This window comes from Pseudomonas sp. RL_5y_Pfl2_73 (assembly GCF_963970515.1).
Lineage (GTDB): Bacteria > Pseudomonadota > Gammaproteobacteria > Pseudomonadales > Pseudomonadaceae > Aquipseudomonas.
In genome coordinates, this window is sequence record NZ_CAXAPD010000005.1 from 171,357 (window position 1) to 186,350 (window position 14,994).

Below are 14,994 nucleotides of genomic sequence, written 5' to 3' on the forward strand. Positions count from 1 at the left end.
TTGTGGATCCGTCGTTGGACGGCTCTGTGGTAGGAGGCAGTGTTACAAGAGCAAAGCGTACAGCGGCTGATCCGGGCGTGGCCTGGAATCGGGAGCAGCGCCGGTACAGGTCGATCCGGCTTTTTGTCAGGGCGATGAGCCCGCCTGGGTGACGACCTTGGTTCGAGCATACAAAAGCCCCGGCATCGATTGTATTGCACTAGGACAATTGCTTTGCCGCGATGCTCGCGCAATGCTGTGCGCACCCCTACACACGCCGGTTGCAGCTGTTATGGATAAGTGGAAGTCAGCCTTGGACCTCGTCCGCAGTGGTGAATCCAAGTACAAGATTCTGGTGCAGGCCATTGCCGACGATATCGAACAGGGCACCCTGGCCAATGACCAGCGCCTGCCGCCACAACGGCAAGTGGCCGACGCCATGGGTATCAGCGTGCAGACCGTCACCAACGCCTATAAGGAGTTAGAGCGCCAGGGACTGGTGCGCTGTGAGGTCGGGCGTGGCAGTTTCGTCTCGCGGCGCATGAGCGACCGGGTGGCGACGTACATTCTCGACAGTCCTGAGCGGGCGCTGGTGGATTTTTCCATCACCCGCATTCTGCACACCCTTGAGCATGACCAGGCCTGGCGTGACACCTGCGCGGCGCTGAGCACGGAAGAGGATCAGCCGTGGATTCATGCGTTTCGCCCCATCGCCGGTTTCGAATCCCATCGCGAAGCGGCGGCGCAGTGGATCGGCCGGCAAGGGCTGAAAGTCGACCGTAACGATGTGCTGATCACCAACGGCGCGGCCCATGGGATTTTCCTGGCTATCGCTTCGCTGGCAGGCCCCGACGATGTGGTGCTCTGCGAAGGCTTGACCGACCACGGCGTGATCGGCAATTCCCAAGTGCTGGGCTTCACCCTCAAGGGCCTGGAGATGGACCGCTATGGCATTGACCCCGAACATTTCGAAGACATGTGCAGCAACGAGCGCATCACGGCGCTGGTGTGTACGCCGAACCTGAACAACCCCACCATCAGCCTGATGCCCGACGCCCGCCGCCGGGAAATCGCCGAGATTGCCCGGCGCTTCGGTGTGCACATTATCGAAGACGATGTGTATGGCCCGCTGCTGGACGAACGTCGGGCGCCGCCCATCAGCCATTACCTACCGGAGCTGTCGTTCTACTGCACGAGCATGACCAAGTCGGTACTCACGGGCTTGCGCACCGGTTATCTGGTGGTGCCCAAGCGCCTGGCCCTGCGCACCGAGAGCATCCTGCGGGTCAACAGTTGGATGGCAACGCCCATGGTCTCGGAGATCGCCACCCGCTGGATTTGCGATGGCCGCGCCGAGTCGCTGGTGCAATTGCAACGTCAGCTGCTGGCCGGGCGCCAGGCGATGGTCACCGAGTACATGGGCGAGCATCTGCTGGGCCAGCACCCTCATGCCTTGAATGCCTGGGTTGGCATCCCGTCCCATTGGGAAGTGGACAGTCTGGTGCGGGCGCTGCGGCACAAGCACATTGCCGTCACATCTCCCGACCCTTTCACCGTACGCGGCACCCCCAGGCCCCGCGCGGTGCGGGTCTGCGTAGGCGCCGAATGCAGCGACGAAGAAATGCGTCATGCGCTGATCGGCATGCGCGAGATATTCAACCAGTACCCGCAGATTCATGATTTTTGAGAGCTTGCTCCCAATGGGACTCTGTAGGAGCTGCCGAAGGCTGCGATCCTTTGATTTTGATCTTTCGCTCTCGATTCAATTGCCAAGGGAAAGATCGCAGCCTCGCTTCGCTCGACAGTTCCTACAACGCGCCCAGCGCGAGCAAGCTCCCTCGCCAGAGGGGAGGGAACCCTTCATAGGTTTTGTTCACCTCTTTCAACCGGCAATGAACGCAAACTAAATTGCCCTAGTACATTCATCACCACAATTGAGCCCTCTTAGACTGCGTCCAACACATCCGCTCGGGACGCAGTCATGGCAGTGTTGCAGCTTCAGGATATCTACCGCGCTCGCCAGCGCATCGAGTCGCTGGTGCGGCGCACGCCCATGGAATATTCCCCGAGCTTGTCGCGATTGATGGGCGTGGCGGTGTACCTCAAGCTTGAGGCCCTGCAAATCACCGGCAGCTTCAAGTTGCGTGGGGCAAGCAATGCGGTGGCGCAGCTCAGCGCCGAGCAAAAGGCCCTGGGCGTGGTCACGGCGTCGACCGGCAATCATGGTCGGGCACTGGCCCATGCCGCTTCGCAACAGGGCGTCAAGGCGATTGTCTGCCTGTCGAGCTTGGTGCCGGCCAACAAAGTGCAGGCGATCCGCGACCTAGGCGCCGAGGTGTGCATCGTCGGCCAGTCCCAGGACGATGCCCAGCGCGAGGCCGAGCGCATCGCTCGGGCGCAAGGCGCGACCTTTGTGCCGCCCTTTGATCACCCGGCGATCATCGCCGGGCAGGGCACCCTCGGCCTGGAGATCCTCGAGCAGCAACCGGATGTGGCCCAGGTACTGGTGCCGCTGTCCGGTGGCGGTCTGTTCGCCGGTGTTGCCCTGGCCCTCAAAAGTGCGAACCCCGCGATTCAAGTCCACGGCATCAGCATGGCCCGCGGTGCCGCGATGCACGCCAGCCTCGCCGCCGGGCAGCCCGTGGACATCGAAGAACTGCCGACGCTGGCCGACTCCCTCGGTGGCGGCATCGGCCTGGACAACCGCTGCACCTTCGCCATGACCCGGCAACTGAGCGATGACGTCCATCTGCTCTCGGAAGCCTCTATCGCCAATGCCATCCGCCACGCCTATCACCACGAACGCCTGGTGCTCGAAGGCGCTGCCGTGGTGGGCATCGCGGCGTTGCTCGAGGGCCTGATCGAGGTGCGCGGCCCGATTGTACTGGTGGTCAGCGGGCGCAACGTCGACACCGAACACCATGCCCGCGTGATTGCTGGCGCCAACGCCTGATAACCCCAAACGGAGCCTGTCATGAGTGAAGTCACCCTCTTGAGCGAAGTCGACCTGCGCAGTTGCGTGGCCCTCGACCTGGCCAGCATCGACGCCATCGAACAGGCCTTCGTACTGCTGGCCACCGCCGCCGTGGCGATGCCGCCGATCCTGCGGCTGGACATTCCCGAGCACAACGGTGAAGTGGATGTGAAGACCGCTTACCTGCCGGGCCTGGAACGCTTCGCCATCAAGGTCAGCCCGGGTTTTTTCGACAACCCCAAGCTCGGCCTGTCCAGCCTCAACGGCATGATGATGCTGCTCTCGGCGCGCACCGGCCTGCTGGAGGCCCTGCTGCTGGACAACGGTTACCTCACCGCCGTGCGCACCGCGGCAGCCGGGGCGGTGGCGGCGCGTTGCCTGTCTCGCAAGCAGAGCCGCAGCGTCGCGCTGATCGGTGCCGGCGAGCAGGCAGCGTTGCAGCTTCAGGCGCTGCGCCTGGTGCGGCCCATCGACGAGGTGCGGGTTTGGGCGCGCGATGGGCAAAAGGCCAAGGTGTTCAGTCAGGAACTGGCGCGTGACACCGGGCTTGCCGTCACGCCATGCGCGTCCATTGACGACGCCCTGGAAGGCGTGGACATCGCCATCACCTGCACACCCAGTCGCGAGCCGTTGATCCAAGCCCGTCATTTGCATCCCGGCCTGCACATCACAGCAATGGGCTCGGACGCCGAACACAAGAATGAAGTTTCCCCGCAAGCCCTGGCGGCCGTCGACTGCTATGTCGCCGATCGCCTGAGCCAGACCCGCGTGCTCGGCGAGCTGCACCATGCCTTGGTGGCCGGCACCGTTCGCGATGACCTGTCGTTGATGGAGCTGGGGCGGGTGTTGTCGGGGCAGCAGCTGGGGCGTTCCGATGCCGCGCAAGTGACGCTTTGCGACCTGACCGGCACCGGCGCCCAGGACACCGCCATCGCCAACCTGGCGTTCGAGCGGGCGCGGGTGGCGGGCAAGGGTTTTGCGTTCGGCCGCTAGATCATTTTTCTCATGAGTCATTGAACAGAGGGCAGGTGGATGTCTGAGATCGTCGTCAATCTTCCGTTCCAGCGGGAGGAATACACCCAACGCCTGGCGAAGGTTCGCGCGGCCATGCAGGCCCAGGGCCTGGAGCTGCTGCTGGTCACCGATCCGTCGAACATGGCTTGGCTCACCGGCTATGACGGGTGGTCGTTCTATGTGCACCAGTGTGTGCTGCTGGCGCTGGAGGGCGAGCCCGTGTGGTTCGGTCGAGGCCAGGATGCCAATGGTGCAAAGCGCACGGTGTTCATGCAGGCCGATAATATCGTCGGCTACCCGGACATCTACGTGCAGTCCCGTGAGCGCCACCCCATGGACTACCTGTCCCGCGAGGTGATCATTGCCCGTGGCTGGAGCGCGCTGACCATCGGCGTGGAGATGGACAACTATTACTTCAGCGCCGCCGCGCACCTGTCGCTGCAACAGCATTTGCCCCAGGCAAAACTGGTGGATGCGGTGGGCCTGGTGAACTGGCAGCGGGCCGTCAAGTCACCCCAGGAAATCGCCTACATGCGCATCGCCGCACGCATCGTCGAGAGCATGCACAGCCGGATCCTAGAGCGGATTGAACCGGGCATGCGCAAGAACGAATTGGTGGCTGAGATCTATAGCAGCGGCATCCTTGGTGCCGATGGCCATGGCGGCGACTACCCGGCCATCGTGCCGCTGTTGCCCACCGGTGCCGACGCCAGCGCGCCGCACCTGACCTGGGACGATTCACCCTTCGAGAAGGGCGCCGGCACCTTCTTTGAAATTGCCGGTTGCTACAAGCGTTACCACTGCCCGCTGTCGCGCACCATTTACCTGGGCAAGCCGCCGCAACATTTCCTCGACGGCGAAAAGGCCGTGGTCGAGGGCATCGCCGCCGGCCTGGACGCAGCCAAACCGGGCAACACCACCGGCGATATCGCCATAGCGTTTTTCAAGGTGCTGGAGAAATTTGGCATCCACAAGGACAGCCGTTGTGGCTACCCCATCGGGATCAGTTATCCGCCGGATTGGGGCGAGCGCACCATGAGCTTGCGCCCCGGTGACAACAGCGTGTTGCAACCGGGCATGACCTTCCATTTCATGCCGGGGCTATGGATGGACGATTGGGGCCTGGAGATCACCGAAAGCATCCTGATCACCGAGACCGGCGTCGAGACGCTGTGCAACGTGCCTCGTCAATTGTTCGTGAAGGATTGAGCCATGCCCGATCTGCCTAATAATCCCATCAGCGCCACGGTCGACTTCACCCGCGAGGGCGTGCAGCACGGCTTTCTCAAGTTGCCATATTCGCGGGACGATTCGGCCTGGGGCGCAGTGATGATTCCCATCACTGTCATCCAGCGCGGCAGCGGCCCGACGGCCTTGCTCAGCGGTGGCAACCACGGCGATGAATACGAAGGCCCGGTGGCGTTGAGCAAACTGGCGCAGCAACTGACGGCTGAAGACGTGAGCGGGCGGGTGATCATCGTGCCGTTCATGAACACCCCGGCTTTTCACGCCGGGCGCCGGACGTCGCCCATCGACAAGGGCAATCTGAACCGCAGTTTTCCCGGCAGGCCGGACGGCACCGTCACCGAAAAAATCGCCGACTATTTCAATCGCACCCTGCTGCCCTTGGCCGACATTGTCCTGGACATTCATTCCGGCGGGCGGACCCTGGATTTCCTGCCGTTTGCCGCCTGCCATGTATTGCCGGACAAACAGCAGCAAGCGCGCTGCGAGGCCGGGATGCTGGCGTTCAACGCGCCGTATTGCATGCGCATGCTGGAGCTGGACGCCGGGGCGATGTACGACACGGCGGCCGAGTCCCAAGGCAAGGTGTTCGTCACCACCGAGTTGGGCGGCGGCGGTTCGTCGACCGCCCGCAGCGTGGCGATTGCCGAGCGTGGGGTGCGCAACCTGTTGATCCACGCCGACATCCTGCGGGGCACGATCGAGTTGCAGCCCTCGCTGATGCTCGACATGCCGGACGCCAGTTGTTTCATCGCCAGCGAACACGACGGCTTGCTGGAAATGTGCCGCGACCTGGGGGAACACGTGACCCGGGGCGAGGTGGTGGCGCGTATCTACGACGCCACCCGCAGCGGCGTTGCCCCGGTCCAGTACCGCGCCGCCCGCAGCGGTCTGTTGGCGGCCCGGCACGTTCCCGGGTTGGTGCAGTGTGGCGATACCTTGGCGGTGATTGCGGATGTGTTGGCTTGATACACCTCAACTGACACACCACCCTGTGGCGAGGGAGCTTGCTCGCGCTCGGCTGCGTTGTAGGAGCTGCCGAAGGCTGCGATCTTTTGATCTTTGTCGAGAGATCGCAGCCTCGTTGCACTCGACAGCTCCTACACAGCTCCTACAGGCCCAGCAGGAGCAAGCTCCCTCGCCACTAATCGGTGTGATGTCTTCTGAATTGTCTGGAGAGCCCACGTCCCATGCACAAGCTCGATCGCTACGACCTCAAGATCCTGCAGATCCTCGCCGAGGATGGGCGGATTACCAAGTCGAGCCTGGCCGAGGCCATCAACCTGTCGGTGACCCCGGCCTGGGAGCGGGTGCGCAAGCTGGAAGCGGCGGGCCTGATCATCGGCTACCGGGCGCAGATCGATTGGGGCGCGGTGTTCAAGCGTCAGCAGGTGCTGGTGGAGATCACCCTGGCCCGGCACACCGCCCAGGACATGCGCCGTTTCGAGCTGCGCATGATCGGCGCGCCAGAAGTGGCGTTCTGTTACGCCACTGGCGGCGGTGTGGATTACCTGGCGATGATCCAGGCGCCGGACGTCGATGCCTATCAGCGTTTCGTCGACCAATTGCTGCTCGAAGACCTCGGCATCGAACGCTACTTCACCTACATCGTGACCAAGACCATCAAGACCGCCGGGGCCTTACCGGCGGCGTTGGCCGAGCTGTCCTGAGCACCGCAGAAAACACGGTTTACCGCCCTCGATTCAGAAAAAACCCAGGGTTTGCCCCACGCTAAACCCTCAATTACCCAAGCGCCGCTGCCCTAGCATGGACTCACGCACACGCTCTGGAGTGAACGTCATGCCTTTCCAACATCCGCTGCTGTTCAAAGCGCTTTGCTACATCGACGGCCATTGGGTCCACAGTGACAGCGGCCACAGTGTGGCCGTCCACAACCCGGCCACCCGCACCGTCATCGGCCATGTGCCGATGCTGGATCAGCCGCAGATCGTCGCGGCGGTGGACGCGGCGCATCGCGCATTCCCGGCGTGGCGTGAGCAGAGCCTGGAGACCCGGGGCGCACTACTACGGCGCTGGGCGGCACTGATCGTCGAACACAGCGAAGACCTTGCGCACATTCTCAGCCTGGAGCAGGGCAAGCCGCTAGCCGAGTCTCGTGGCGAAATCGCCTACGCCGCCAGCTTCATCCCGTGGTTCGCCGAGGAAGCCTGGCGGTTGTACGGTCAGAACATCCCCAGCCATATCCCCAGTGCGCACTTGGGGACAATCAAGGAACCGGTAGGCGTCTGTGCACTGCTCACGCCGTGGAATTTCCCTTCGGCGATGATCACCCGCAAGGCCGCCGCTGCCCTGGCCGCCGGTTGCACCGTGGTGATCAAGCCGGCCCACGAAACGCCTTACTCGGCCTTGGCGCTGGCGCAACTGGCCGAGGAGGCAGGCTTTCCTGCCGGGGTGTTCAACGTGGTATTGGGCGAGCCGCAAATGGCCATGGAAACCCTGGTCAAGGATCGTCGCGTACGCTCGGTGAGCTTCACGGGCTCGACGCGGGTGGGCAAGCTGGTGTTGCAGGCGGCAGCCCAGGACGTGAAGAAAGTCGCGCTGGAACTGGGCGGTAACGCGCCATTTATTGTCTGCGCCGATGCCGACCTGGCCTTGGCGGTGAAAGTCGCCGTGGAGGCGAAGTTCCAGACCTCGGGGCAGGACTGCTGTGCGGCTAACCGAATCATGGTGCAGCGTCCGGTGTACCAGGCATTCCTCAGTCGTTTTGCTGCCGCGGTGCGCGCCTTGCGCGTCGGGCCGGCCATGGTCGATCAACAGGAACAGGAGGTGGAGATCGGGCCGTTGATGCATCAAGCGGCATTCGATGCGACCGCTGACCGCGTCGCCGATGCGCTGGCCCTTGGCGCTCAACGCCTGGTGGGCGGTGAGGCCCATGCCTTGGGCGGGTTGTTTTATCAGCCCACGGTGCTGGCCGACGTCACGCCGCAGATGCGCATCTACCGTGAAGAAAACTTCGCGCCCATTGCCGGGGTGATGCCATTCGACACCTTGGACGAAGCCATCGAAATGGCCAACGACACCGAGTATGGTCTGGCGGCCTATATTTGTTCCAACCGCCTGGACCTCATTTATCCGCTGATCCGCCGTCTCGACCACGCCATGGTCGCGGTCAATGGCGTCAAGTTCACCGGCCACCCGATTCCCTTCGGTGGCATGAAAGCCTCGGGCCTTGGTCGCGAGGGTGGCAGCGAGGGCTTCGAGCCCTTTGTCGAAACCAAATATTTTTGCCTGCACCATCAAGGCCAGTTCCCAGGAGAGTCCGCATGAGCCAAGAACTCAACATGCTGTTCGAACAAGACCGTGCGCATTTCATGCACCCCTCGACCCACGCTCACGATCACGCCAGCGGCGCGCTCAAGGGACGGATCATCAAGAGTGCGTCAGGCATTCGCATTCGCGACCATGAAGGCCGTGAGTTCATCGATGCCTTTGCCGGCCTCTACTGCGTGAACATCGGTTACGGCCGCACCGAGGTGGCCGATGCCATCTATAAGCAGGCCAAGGAACTGGCCTACTACCATACCTACGTCGGCCATTCGAGCGAGGCGATCATCGAGCTGTCCAGTCGCATCATGGACTGGGCGCCGGAAGGGATGAAGAAGGTCTATTACGGTTTGTCCGGCTCCGACGCCAATGAAACCCAGGTCAAACTGGTGCGCTACTACAACAATGTGCTGGGCCGGCCGCTGAAGAAGAAAATCATTTCACGTGACCGTGGTTACCATGGCTCGGGCATCTTGACCGGTAGTCTGACGGGGCTTGCGACCTTCCACCAACATTTCGACCTGCCGGTCGAAGGGGTCAAGCACACCGTGTGCCCACACTGGTATCGCAAGGCCCCGGCGGGCATGGACGAGGCGGCCTTCGTGCGCTATTGCACCGATGAGCTGGAAAAAATGATCCTCGCCGAAGGCCCGGATACCGTGGCGGCGTTCATTGGTGAACCGCTGATGGGCACCGGGGGCATCATCGTTCCGCCCGCCGGTTATTGGGATGCGATCCAGGCCGTGCTGAAAAAATACGACGTGCTGCTGATTGCCGATGAAGTGGTCTGCGCATTCGGTCGCCTGGGTTCGAAGATGGGCAGCCAGCGCTACGGCATGAAGCCGGACCTGATCACCACAGCCAAAGGCCTGACCAGTGCCTATGCCCCCTTGTCGGCGGTGATTATCGGCGAAAAGGTCTGGAGCGTGATTGAAAAAGCCTCCCAGACCGAAGGGGCCATGGGCCATGGCTGGACCTATTCCGGGCATCCGATTTGCGCGGCGGCGGCACTGGCGAACCTCGACATCCTTGAGCGGGAAAACCTCACGGCCAACGCCGAGGATGTTGGCGGCTACCTGAATCGTCGCCTGCGTGAAACCCTTGAGGGGCATCCGCTGGTGGGCGAGGTGCGCGGTGACGGCATGCTGGCGGCGGTGGAGTTCATGGCCGACCTTGAACAGCGCACGGCGTTCGACTCGGCACTCAAAGTCGGCCCGAAGGTCTCGGCCGCCTGCCTGGAACGCGGCATGATCGCCCGCGCCATGCCCCACGGCGACATCCTGGGCTTCGCCCCGCCACTGATCCTGACCCGCGAGGATGCGGACCTGATTGTCGACATCACCAAAGGTGCTATCGATCAGGTGGCAGGTGAAGTGTTGGCTTAAGCCCGCTTTAAATGTGGGAGCGAGCCTGCTCGCGATAGCGGTCTGCCTGAATCGGTGATATTGGATGTGCCGGCCTCATCGCGAGCAGGCTCGCTCCCACAGGGGGGATTTTCTTGAGCCAATAAAAAGCCCGCCCGATCATGTGATCGGGCGGGCTTTTGGGGTGTTGCTTGGCGATTACTTCTTCAAACCGTAATGCTCATCGAGCATGCCGGGCGAATTCGGGGTCTTGGGGGCGTAGTCCCGGGGCGGTTCCTGATCCTTTGGCGGGGTCAGGCGTTCCCGTGGAACCTGCGTCGAATCGGCGTGCAGGGCAGCCAGCAGGCGTTGGCGAGTCTGCTCGTCCAGGGCTAGGCGATTGGCACCCTCGGACAAATGATCCTGGACTTCCTGGTAGCTCTGGGTGAGTTTTTTCACCAGGGATGCGGTGCTGTTGAAGTGAGTGACCACTTCATTCTGATAACTGTCGAAACGTTCCTGGATGTCGTCCAGCTGACGTTGCGTGCTGTTGGGCACCGCGTTGGGCAGCAGTCGGGCAAGCAGGAATCCAATGGCGACACCGGCAACCAGGGCAAGAGTCGGCAACAACCAAACTAAGAGCGAGTGTTCCACGAGTCCTTCCTCTATAAACGGCTTTGCTTTACGTTAACGGCTCGGACCTGCGCTGTATACCGCGAAGAACATCGCAATCATGCCAGGCACAGACTTTAGCTAGACGAGTCGACCCTATTCGAGGTCACGGAGTTCTTTCCCTTGCTTATGCGCGAAACCCCTGTAGTCATCGATGGCCCGGTGGGCCAACTGGAAGCCTTGTACCTGGACAGCGAGGCTCCCCGTGGCCTGGCGTTGATTTGCCACCCGAACCCGGTGCAGGGCGGGACCATGCTCAACAAAGTGATCTCGACCCTGCAACGCACCGCCCGCGATGCTGGCCTGGTTACGTTGCGTTTCAATTATCGTGGCGTGGGTGCCAGTGCTGGCACTCATGACATGGGCACCGGCGAAGTGGACGATGCCCAGGCTGTCGCCCAATGGTTGCGTGAAAAATACCCGCAATTGCCCCTGACCCTGTTCGGTTTTTCCTTCGGCGGCTTCGTCGCCGCCAGCCTGGGCGGGCGTCTGGAAGCCCAGGGTCAGGCGGTCAAGCACCTGTTCATGGTGGCCCCGGCGGTGATGCGTCTGGACGAGCAGTCGCCCTTGCCCACGAAGGGGGAGTTGACCGTGATTCAGCCGGAAACCGACGAAGTGGTCGATCCGCAGCTGGTTTACGAATGGTCCGACACGCTCCAACGCCCCCATGAGCTGCTGAAAGTGGCAGAATGCGGACACTTTTTTCATGGCAAGCTGACCGATCTCAAGGATCTGATCCTGCCTCGCCTCTCGAATTGACAGCAGTCTGACAAGCGATAACCCATGACGACGCGTACCCGTATCCTGACCGGCATCACCACCACCGGCACCCCGCATCTGGGCAACTATGCCGGCGCCATCCGTCCGGCGATCCTCGCCAGTCGCGAGAACAACGCCGATTCGTTCTACTTCCTGGCCGACTATCACGCCCTGATCAAGTGCGATGACCCGCTGCGTATCCAGCGTTCGCGCCTGGAAATCGCCGCCACGTGGCTGGCCGGCGGCCTGGACGTGGACCGCGTGACGTTCTATCGCCAGTCCGATATTCCCGAGATCCCGGAGCTGACCTGGCTGCTGACCTGCGTCGCCGCCAAGGGCCTGCTCAACCGCGCCCACGCCTATAAGGCGTCGGTGGACAAGAACGTCGAGGCCGGCGAAGACCCGGACGCCGGCATCACCATGGGCCTGTACAGCTACCCGGTGTTGATGGCCGCCGACATTCTGATGTTCAACGCCCACAAGGTGCCGGTCGGTCGCGACCAGATCCAGCACGTGGAGATGGCCCGCGACATCGGCCAGCGCTTCAACCACCTGTTCGGCCAGGGCAAGGAGTTCTTCACCATGCCCGAGGCGCTGATCGAAGAAAGCGTCGCCACGCTGCCGGGCCTCGATGGCCGCAAGATGTCCAAAAGCTACGACAACACCATCCCTTTGTTCAGCAGCGCCAAGGAGATGAAGGAGGCGATCTCGCGGATCGTCACCGACTCGCGCGCCCCGGGCGAAGCCAAGGATGCGGACAATTCGCACCTGTTCACCCTGTTTCAGGCCTTCGCCACTGCCGAACAGTCCGCGGAGTTTCGCAGCGAACTGCTGCAAGGCCTGGGTTGGGGCGAAGCCAAGAACCGTCTGTTCCAGTTGCTCGACAGCGAATTGGGTGAATCGCGCGAGCGTTATCACCAGTTCATCGAGCGTCCATCGGACCTGGAAGACATCCTGCAACTGGGCGCAAAAAAAGCCCGGGCCGTGGCTACGCCGTTCCTCACCGAACTGCGCGAGGCCGTTGGCCTGCGCTCGTTTGTCAGTCAGGTTCAGGTGACCGCCAGCACCAAGAAGAAAGCCACCAAGGCTGCCCGCTTCGTCAGTTTCCGCGAAGACGACGGCAGTTTCCGCTTCCGACTGCTGGCCGCCGACGGCGAGCAACTGTTGCTGTCGCGCAACTTTGCCGATGGCAAGGCTGCCGGCCAGGTCACCAAACAACTGCAGGCCGGCCAGCCGCTGGATGTGCGAAGCGCCGACCTGGGTTTCAGCGTCTGGCTCGACGGCGAGTGCGTGGCCAATAGCCCAGCCTTTGCTGACAGCGCCGCCCGGGATGCCGCCGTCGATGCGTTGCGCGTTGCCTTGACGCCTGCCCAGGACTGATCCCGGCGCATCACTCGACCATCGGCCCGAATACGGGCCGATTGCCATTCCTCTGGGCCATCGCTACAGTGACGGCCCGTTTTTGTTGCCTTGCTAACGAATATGACGCCCCTAGAACGATATCAAGCTGATCTGAAACGCCCGGAGTTCTTCCACGACGCAGCCCAGGAAACGGCGGTGCGGCATTTGCAGCGCCTGTACGACGACCTGGTCGCGGCGGCGAACAACAAGCCCGGCCTGTTGGGCAAACTGTTCGGAAAAAAAGACCAGGCTCCGGTCAAGGGCCTGTATTTCTGGGGCGGCGTGGGCCGTGGCAAGACCTACCTGGTGGACACCTTCTTCGAAGCGTTGCCGTTCAAGGAGAAGACACGGACGCACTTTCACCGCTTCATGAAGCGCGTGCACGAGGAAATGAAGACCCTGGGCGGCGAGAAGAACCCGCTGACCATCATCGCCAAGCGGTTTTCCGACGAGACCCGAGTGATTTGCTTCGATGAGTTCTTCGTTTCCGACATCACCGACGCCATGATCCTCGGCACCTTGATGGAAGAGCTGTTCAAGAACGGCGTGACCCTCGTCGCGACCTCGAACATCGTGCCGGACGGCCTGTACAAGGACGGCCTGCAGCGGGCGCGTTTCCTGCCGGCCATCGCGCTGATCAAGGAACACACTGAAATCGTCAACGTCGACAGCGGCGTCGACTACCGCCTGCGTCACCTCGAACAAGCGGAACTGTTCCACTTTCCGCTGGATGCCGCTGCCCAAGAGAGCCTGCGCAAGAGCTTCCGCGCCCTGACGCCGGAATGCACCCAGGCCGTGGAAAATGATGTATTGGTCATCGAAAATCGCGAAATCCGCGCCGTGCGCACTTGCGATGACGTGGCCTGGTTCGACTTCCGCGAACTGTGCGACGGCCCCCGCAGCCAGAACGACTACATCGAACTGGGCAAGATTTTCCACGCCGTGCTGCTGAGCAATGTCGAGCAGATGAGCGTCACCACCGACGACATCGCCCGTCGCTTCATCAACATGGTCGACGAGTTCTACGACCGTAACGTGAAGCTGATCATTTCGGCCGAAGTCGAACTCAAGGACCTCTACACCGGCGGTCGCCTGACCTTCGAATTCCAGCGGACCTTGAGTCGCTTGCTGGAGATGCAGTCCCACGAATTCCTGGCACGGGCGCATAAGCCGTAGGGAATACGTAAATACAGGCCCAGCGATTGCAGCGATGCTGTTCATTCAAGGCAAGTAAAGAACCGGTAGCGCGGGAGCTGGCTCCCGCCGAGCTGGGCAGCAGCCCCTCTCGCTACAACGACTCAGGTAAGTCTCAAGGCTACTGAAACTGGATGCCCTCTTTCAGATAGCGAGCCAAATCATTCTGTCGCTGGCAACCAATCAGTAGCCACAAGAGAATCCTGGCTTTGCGTGGACAGGTAAAGCCAGCCATTGATGCGCCTCGGCGAATCAAATCCATCTCGCCCCCCTTGAACCCGTAAGTTGAACGAGCCGTGGATCCTGATCCGCAGCGAGTTGCAATAATGACTGGGATTTTTTTGGCAATGGCATCAACCGGCGCAGTCCAGGTTTCAGAAAGGTGTCCTGCACCGAAACCGGCGATGACTAACCCGTCGTAGCCCAGCGTGAGAATGTTTTCCAACAACAGGGTGTCGGCGGACAGTGATGCTTGTAGCAAGGCAACTTTTTGTGTCGTTTGCTTCGGTAACGGCAAGACGTTGCGTTGCAGCGTCGGACGTAGGTAGTGAACGTTGCCTTCCAATAACAGACCGGTCGGGCCCATGATCGGTGAAGAAAAAGCCTGTAATGCCATCGAATCGGTTTTGCGAACAGCCTGCGCCGAATGAATCTGCCCGTTCATGACCACTTGAACACCACGCTGCCGGCTGCTCTTGGCCAAGCCAACCCGGCAGGCATCCAAAAGATTCCCCGGCCCGTCGGCGCCTGCCTGGGTTGCCGAGCGCATTGCGCCGGTCAGGACCAATGGTTCGTCGTGGTCCCATAGCAGATCGAAAAATGTCGCAGTTTCTTCCAGCGTATCCGTGCCTTGAGTGATGACAATCCCCACGGCACCTTGCTCGATTTGATAATTCGCCCAGCAGAGAACGCTCAATAAAAACTCGAAATCCAATGATGCGCTGGGCAACATTCCCAGTGTTTCGACGGTGACATGTGCCTGCGTCGTCAACTCCGGTACCGAAGCCAGCAGGGTTGCGCCACTGATGGTCGGGACTATTCCTTCTCCGGCGGCCCGGGCCTGCATGCTCACGGTACCGCCGAGTGACGCGATGGCCAGCTTGGGTAGGTCCATGTAATACCTCACTT

General features: G+C 61.7%; 13 protein-coding genes and 1 pseudogene. 12 read left to right on the forward strand and 2 right to left on the reverse strand.

The annotated features are described in order from the left end of the window. Positions 1-271: 271 nt before the first annotated feature. The 8 genes from ehuR (at position 272) to AACY42_RS06940 (ending at position 9,882) form a co-directional block, all read left to right on the forward strand. Positions 272-1,666 carry a MocR-like ectoine utilization transcription factor EhuR gene (ehuR, locus tag AACY42_RS06905; RefSeq protein ID WP_339478026.1) on the forward strand — a complete coding sequence of 465 codons (1,395 nt, stop codon included), beginning with the start codon at positions 272-274 and terminating at the stop codon, positions 1,664-1,666. A gap of 294 nt (positions 1,667-1,960) precedes the next feature. Then, the gene (gene eutB, locus AACY42_RS06910; RefSeq protein WP_339478029.1) at positions 1,961-2,932 is read left to right on the forward strand and encodes a hydroxyectoine utilization dehydratase EutB; all 972 of its coding nucleotides are present in this window, start codon (positions 1,961-1,963) and stop codon (positions 2,930-2,932) included. Between the two features lie 21 nt (positions 2,933-2,953). Beyond that, positions 2,954-3,946: a cyclodeaminase gene (locus AACY42_RS06915; protein ID WP_339478032.1), complete on the forward strand. Its 993-nt coding sequence runs from the start codon at positions 2,954-2,956 to the stop codon at positions 3,944-3,946. A 39-nt stretch (positions 3,947-3,985) separates the two neighbouring features. Further along, positions 3,986-5,176: an ectoine hydrolase DoeA gene (gene doeA / locus AACY42_RS06920; protein ID WP_339478035.1), complete on the forward strand. Its 1,191-nt coding sequence runs from the start codon at positions 3,986-3,988 to the stop codon at positions 5,174-5,176. A gap of 3 nt (positions 5,177-5,179) precedes the next feature. Next, on the forward strand, positions 5,180-6,181 hold the full coding sequence (doeB, locus tag AACY42_RS06925) for a N(2)-acetyl-L-2,4-diaminobutanoate deacetylase DoeB (protein WP_339478038.1): 1,002 nt from the start codon (positions 5,180-5,182) through the stop codon (positions 6,179-6,181). A gap of 221 nt (positions 6,182-6,402) precedes the next feature. After that, complete coding sequence (locus tag AACY42_RS06930) at positions 6,403-6,882, forward strand: Lrp/AsnC family transcriptional regulator (RefSeq protein WP_339478040.1); 480 nt, start codon at positions 6,403-6,405, stop codon at positions 6,880-6,882. Positions 6,883-7,012: 130 nt separating this feature from the next. Beyond that, a complete protein-coding gene (locus tag AACY42_RS06935; protein ID WP_339478043.1) occupies positions 7,013-8,500 on the forward strand; it encodes an NAD-dependent succinate-semialdehyde dehydrogenase in 1,488 nt (495 codons plus the stop codon). Then, positions 8,497-9,882, forward strand: a complete 1,386-nt coding sequence (locus AACY42_RS06940; protein WP_339478046.1) for an aspartate aminotransferase family protein — start codon at positions 8,497-8,499, stop codon at positions 9,880-9,882. Before AACY42_RS06935 ends, AACY42_RS06940 begins: the two co-directional genes overlap by 4 nt. 177 nt (positions 9,883-10,059) lie before the next feature. Here the strand turns inward: AACY42_RS06940 and AACY42_RS06945 are convergent, their stop codons facing one another. Beyond that, positions 10,060-10,494, reverse strand: coding sequence for a YhcB family protein (locus AACY42_RS06945; RefSeq protein ID WP_339478047.1), 435 nt, complete (start codon positions 10,492-10,494; stop codon positions 10,060-10,062). Between the two features lie 147 nt (positions 10,495-10,641). On the opposite strand from AACY42_RS06945, the gene AACY42_RS06950 reads away from it, so the two are divergent. The 4 genes and pseudogenes from AACY42_RS06950 to AACY42_RS28565 all read left to right on the forward strand — a co-directional run. Next, positions 10,642-11,271, forward strand: coding sequence for an alpha/beta hydrolase (locus tag AACY42_RS06950; protein WP_339478249.1), 630 nt, complete (start codon positions 10,642-10,644; stop codon positions 11,269-11,271). A gap of 24 nt (positions 11,272-11,295) precedes the next feature. Further along, complete coding sequence (locus AACY42_RS06955) at positions 11,296-12,651, forward strand: tryptophan--tRNA ligase (protein ID WP_339478049.1); 1,356 nt, start codon at positions 11,296-11,298, stop codon at positions 12,649-12,651. Positions 12,652-12,753: 102 nt separating this feature from the next. Continuing rightward, a complete protein-coding gene (gene zapE / locus AACY42_RS06960) occupies positions 12,754-13,848 on the forward strand; it encodes a cell division protein ZapE (RefSeq protein ID WP_041476132.1) in 1,095 nt (364 codons plus the stop codon). A 41-nt stretch (positions 13,849-13,889) separates the two neighbouring features. Further along, a pseudogene (locus AACY42_RS28565) lies at positions 13,890-13,975 on the forward strand (hypothetical protein); the annotation flags it as partial. Between the two features lie 12 nt (positions 13,976-13,987). On the opposite strand, the gene AACY42_RS06965 reads toward AACY42_RS28565, so the two are convergent. Then, positions 13,988-14,980 (reverse strand): asparaginase, encoded by a 993-nt coding sequence (locus AACY42_RS06965; protein WP_339478051.1) that lies wholly within the window; start codon positions 14,978-14,980, stop codon positions 13,988-13,990. Between the last annotated feature and the right edge of the window lie 14 nt (positions 14,981-14,994).

Bases quoted from the DNA above. Each gene is read 5' to 3' on its own strand.
- ehuR (WP_339478026.1), top strand. From the start codon at position 272: ATGGATAAGTGGAAGTCAGCCTTGGACCTCGTCCGCAGTGGTGAATCC.
- eutB (WP_339478029.1), top strand. From the start codon at position 1,961: ATGGCAGTGTTGCAGCTTCAGGATATCTACCGCGCTCGCCAGCGCATC.
- AACY42_RS06915 (WP_339478032.1), top strand. From the start codon at position 2,954: ATGAGTGAAGTCACCCTCTTGAGCGAAGTCGACCTGCGCAGTTGCGTG.
- doeA (WP_339478035.1), top strand. From the start codon at position 3,986: ATGTCTGAGATCGTCGTCAATCTTCCGTTCCAGCGGGAGGAATACACC.
- doeB (WP_339478038.1), top strand. From the start codon at position 5,180: ATGCCCGATCTGCCTAATAATCCCATCAGCGCCACGGTCGACTTCACC.
- AACY42_RS06930 (WP_339478040.1), top strand. From the start codon at position 6,403: ATGCACAAGCTCGATCGCTACGACCTCAAGATCCTGCAGATCCTCGCC.
- AACY42_RS06935 (WP_339478043.1), top strand. From the start codon at position 7,013: ATGCCTTTCCAACATCCGCTGCTGTTCAAAGCGCTTTGCTACATCGAC.
- AACY42_RS06940 (WP_339478046.1), top strand. From the start codon at position 8,497: ATGAGCCAAGAACTCAACATGCTGTTCGAACAAGACCGTGCGCATTTC.
- AACY42_RS06950 (WP_339478249.1), top strand. From the start codon at position 10,642: ATGCGCGAAACCCCTGTAGTCATCGATGGCCCGGTGGGCCAACTGGAA.
- AACY42_RS06955 (WP_339478049.1), top strand. From the start codon at position 11,296: ATGACGACGCGTACCCGTATCCTGACCGGCATCACCACCACCGGCACC.
- zapE (WP_041476132.1), top strand. From the start codon at position 12,754: ATGACGCCCCTAGAACGATATCAAGCTGATCTGAAACGCCCGGAGTTC.
- AACY42_RS06965 (WP_339478051.1), bottom strand. From the start codon at position 14,980: ATGGACCTACCCAAGCTGGCCATCGCGTCACTCGGCGGTACCGTGAGC.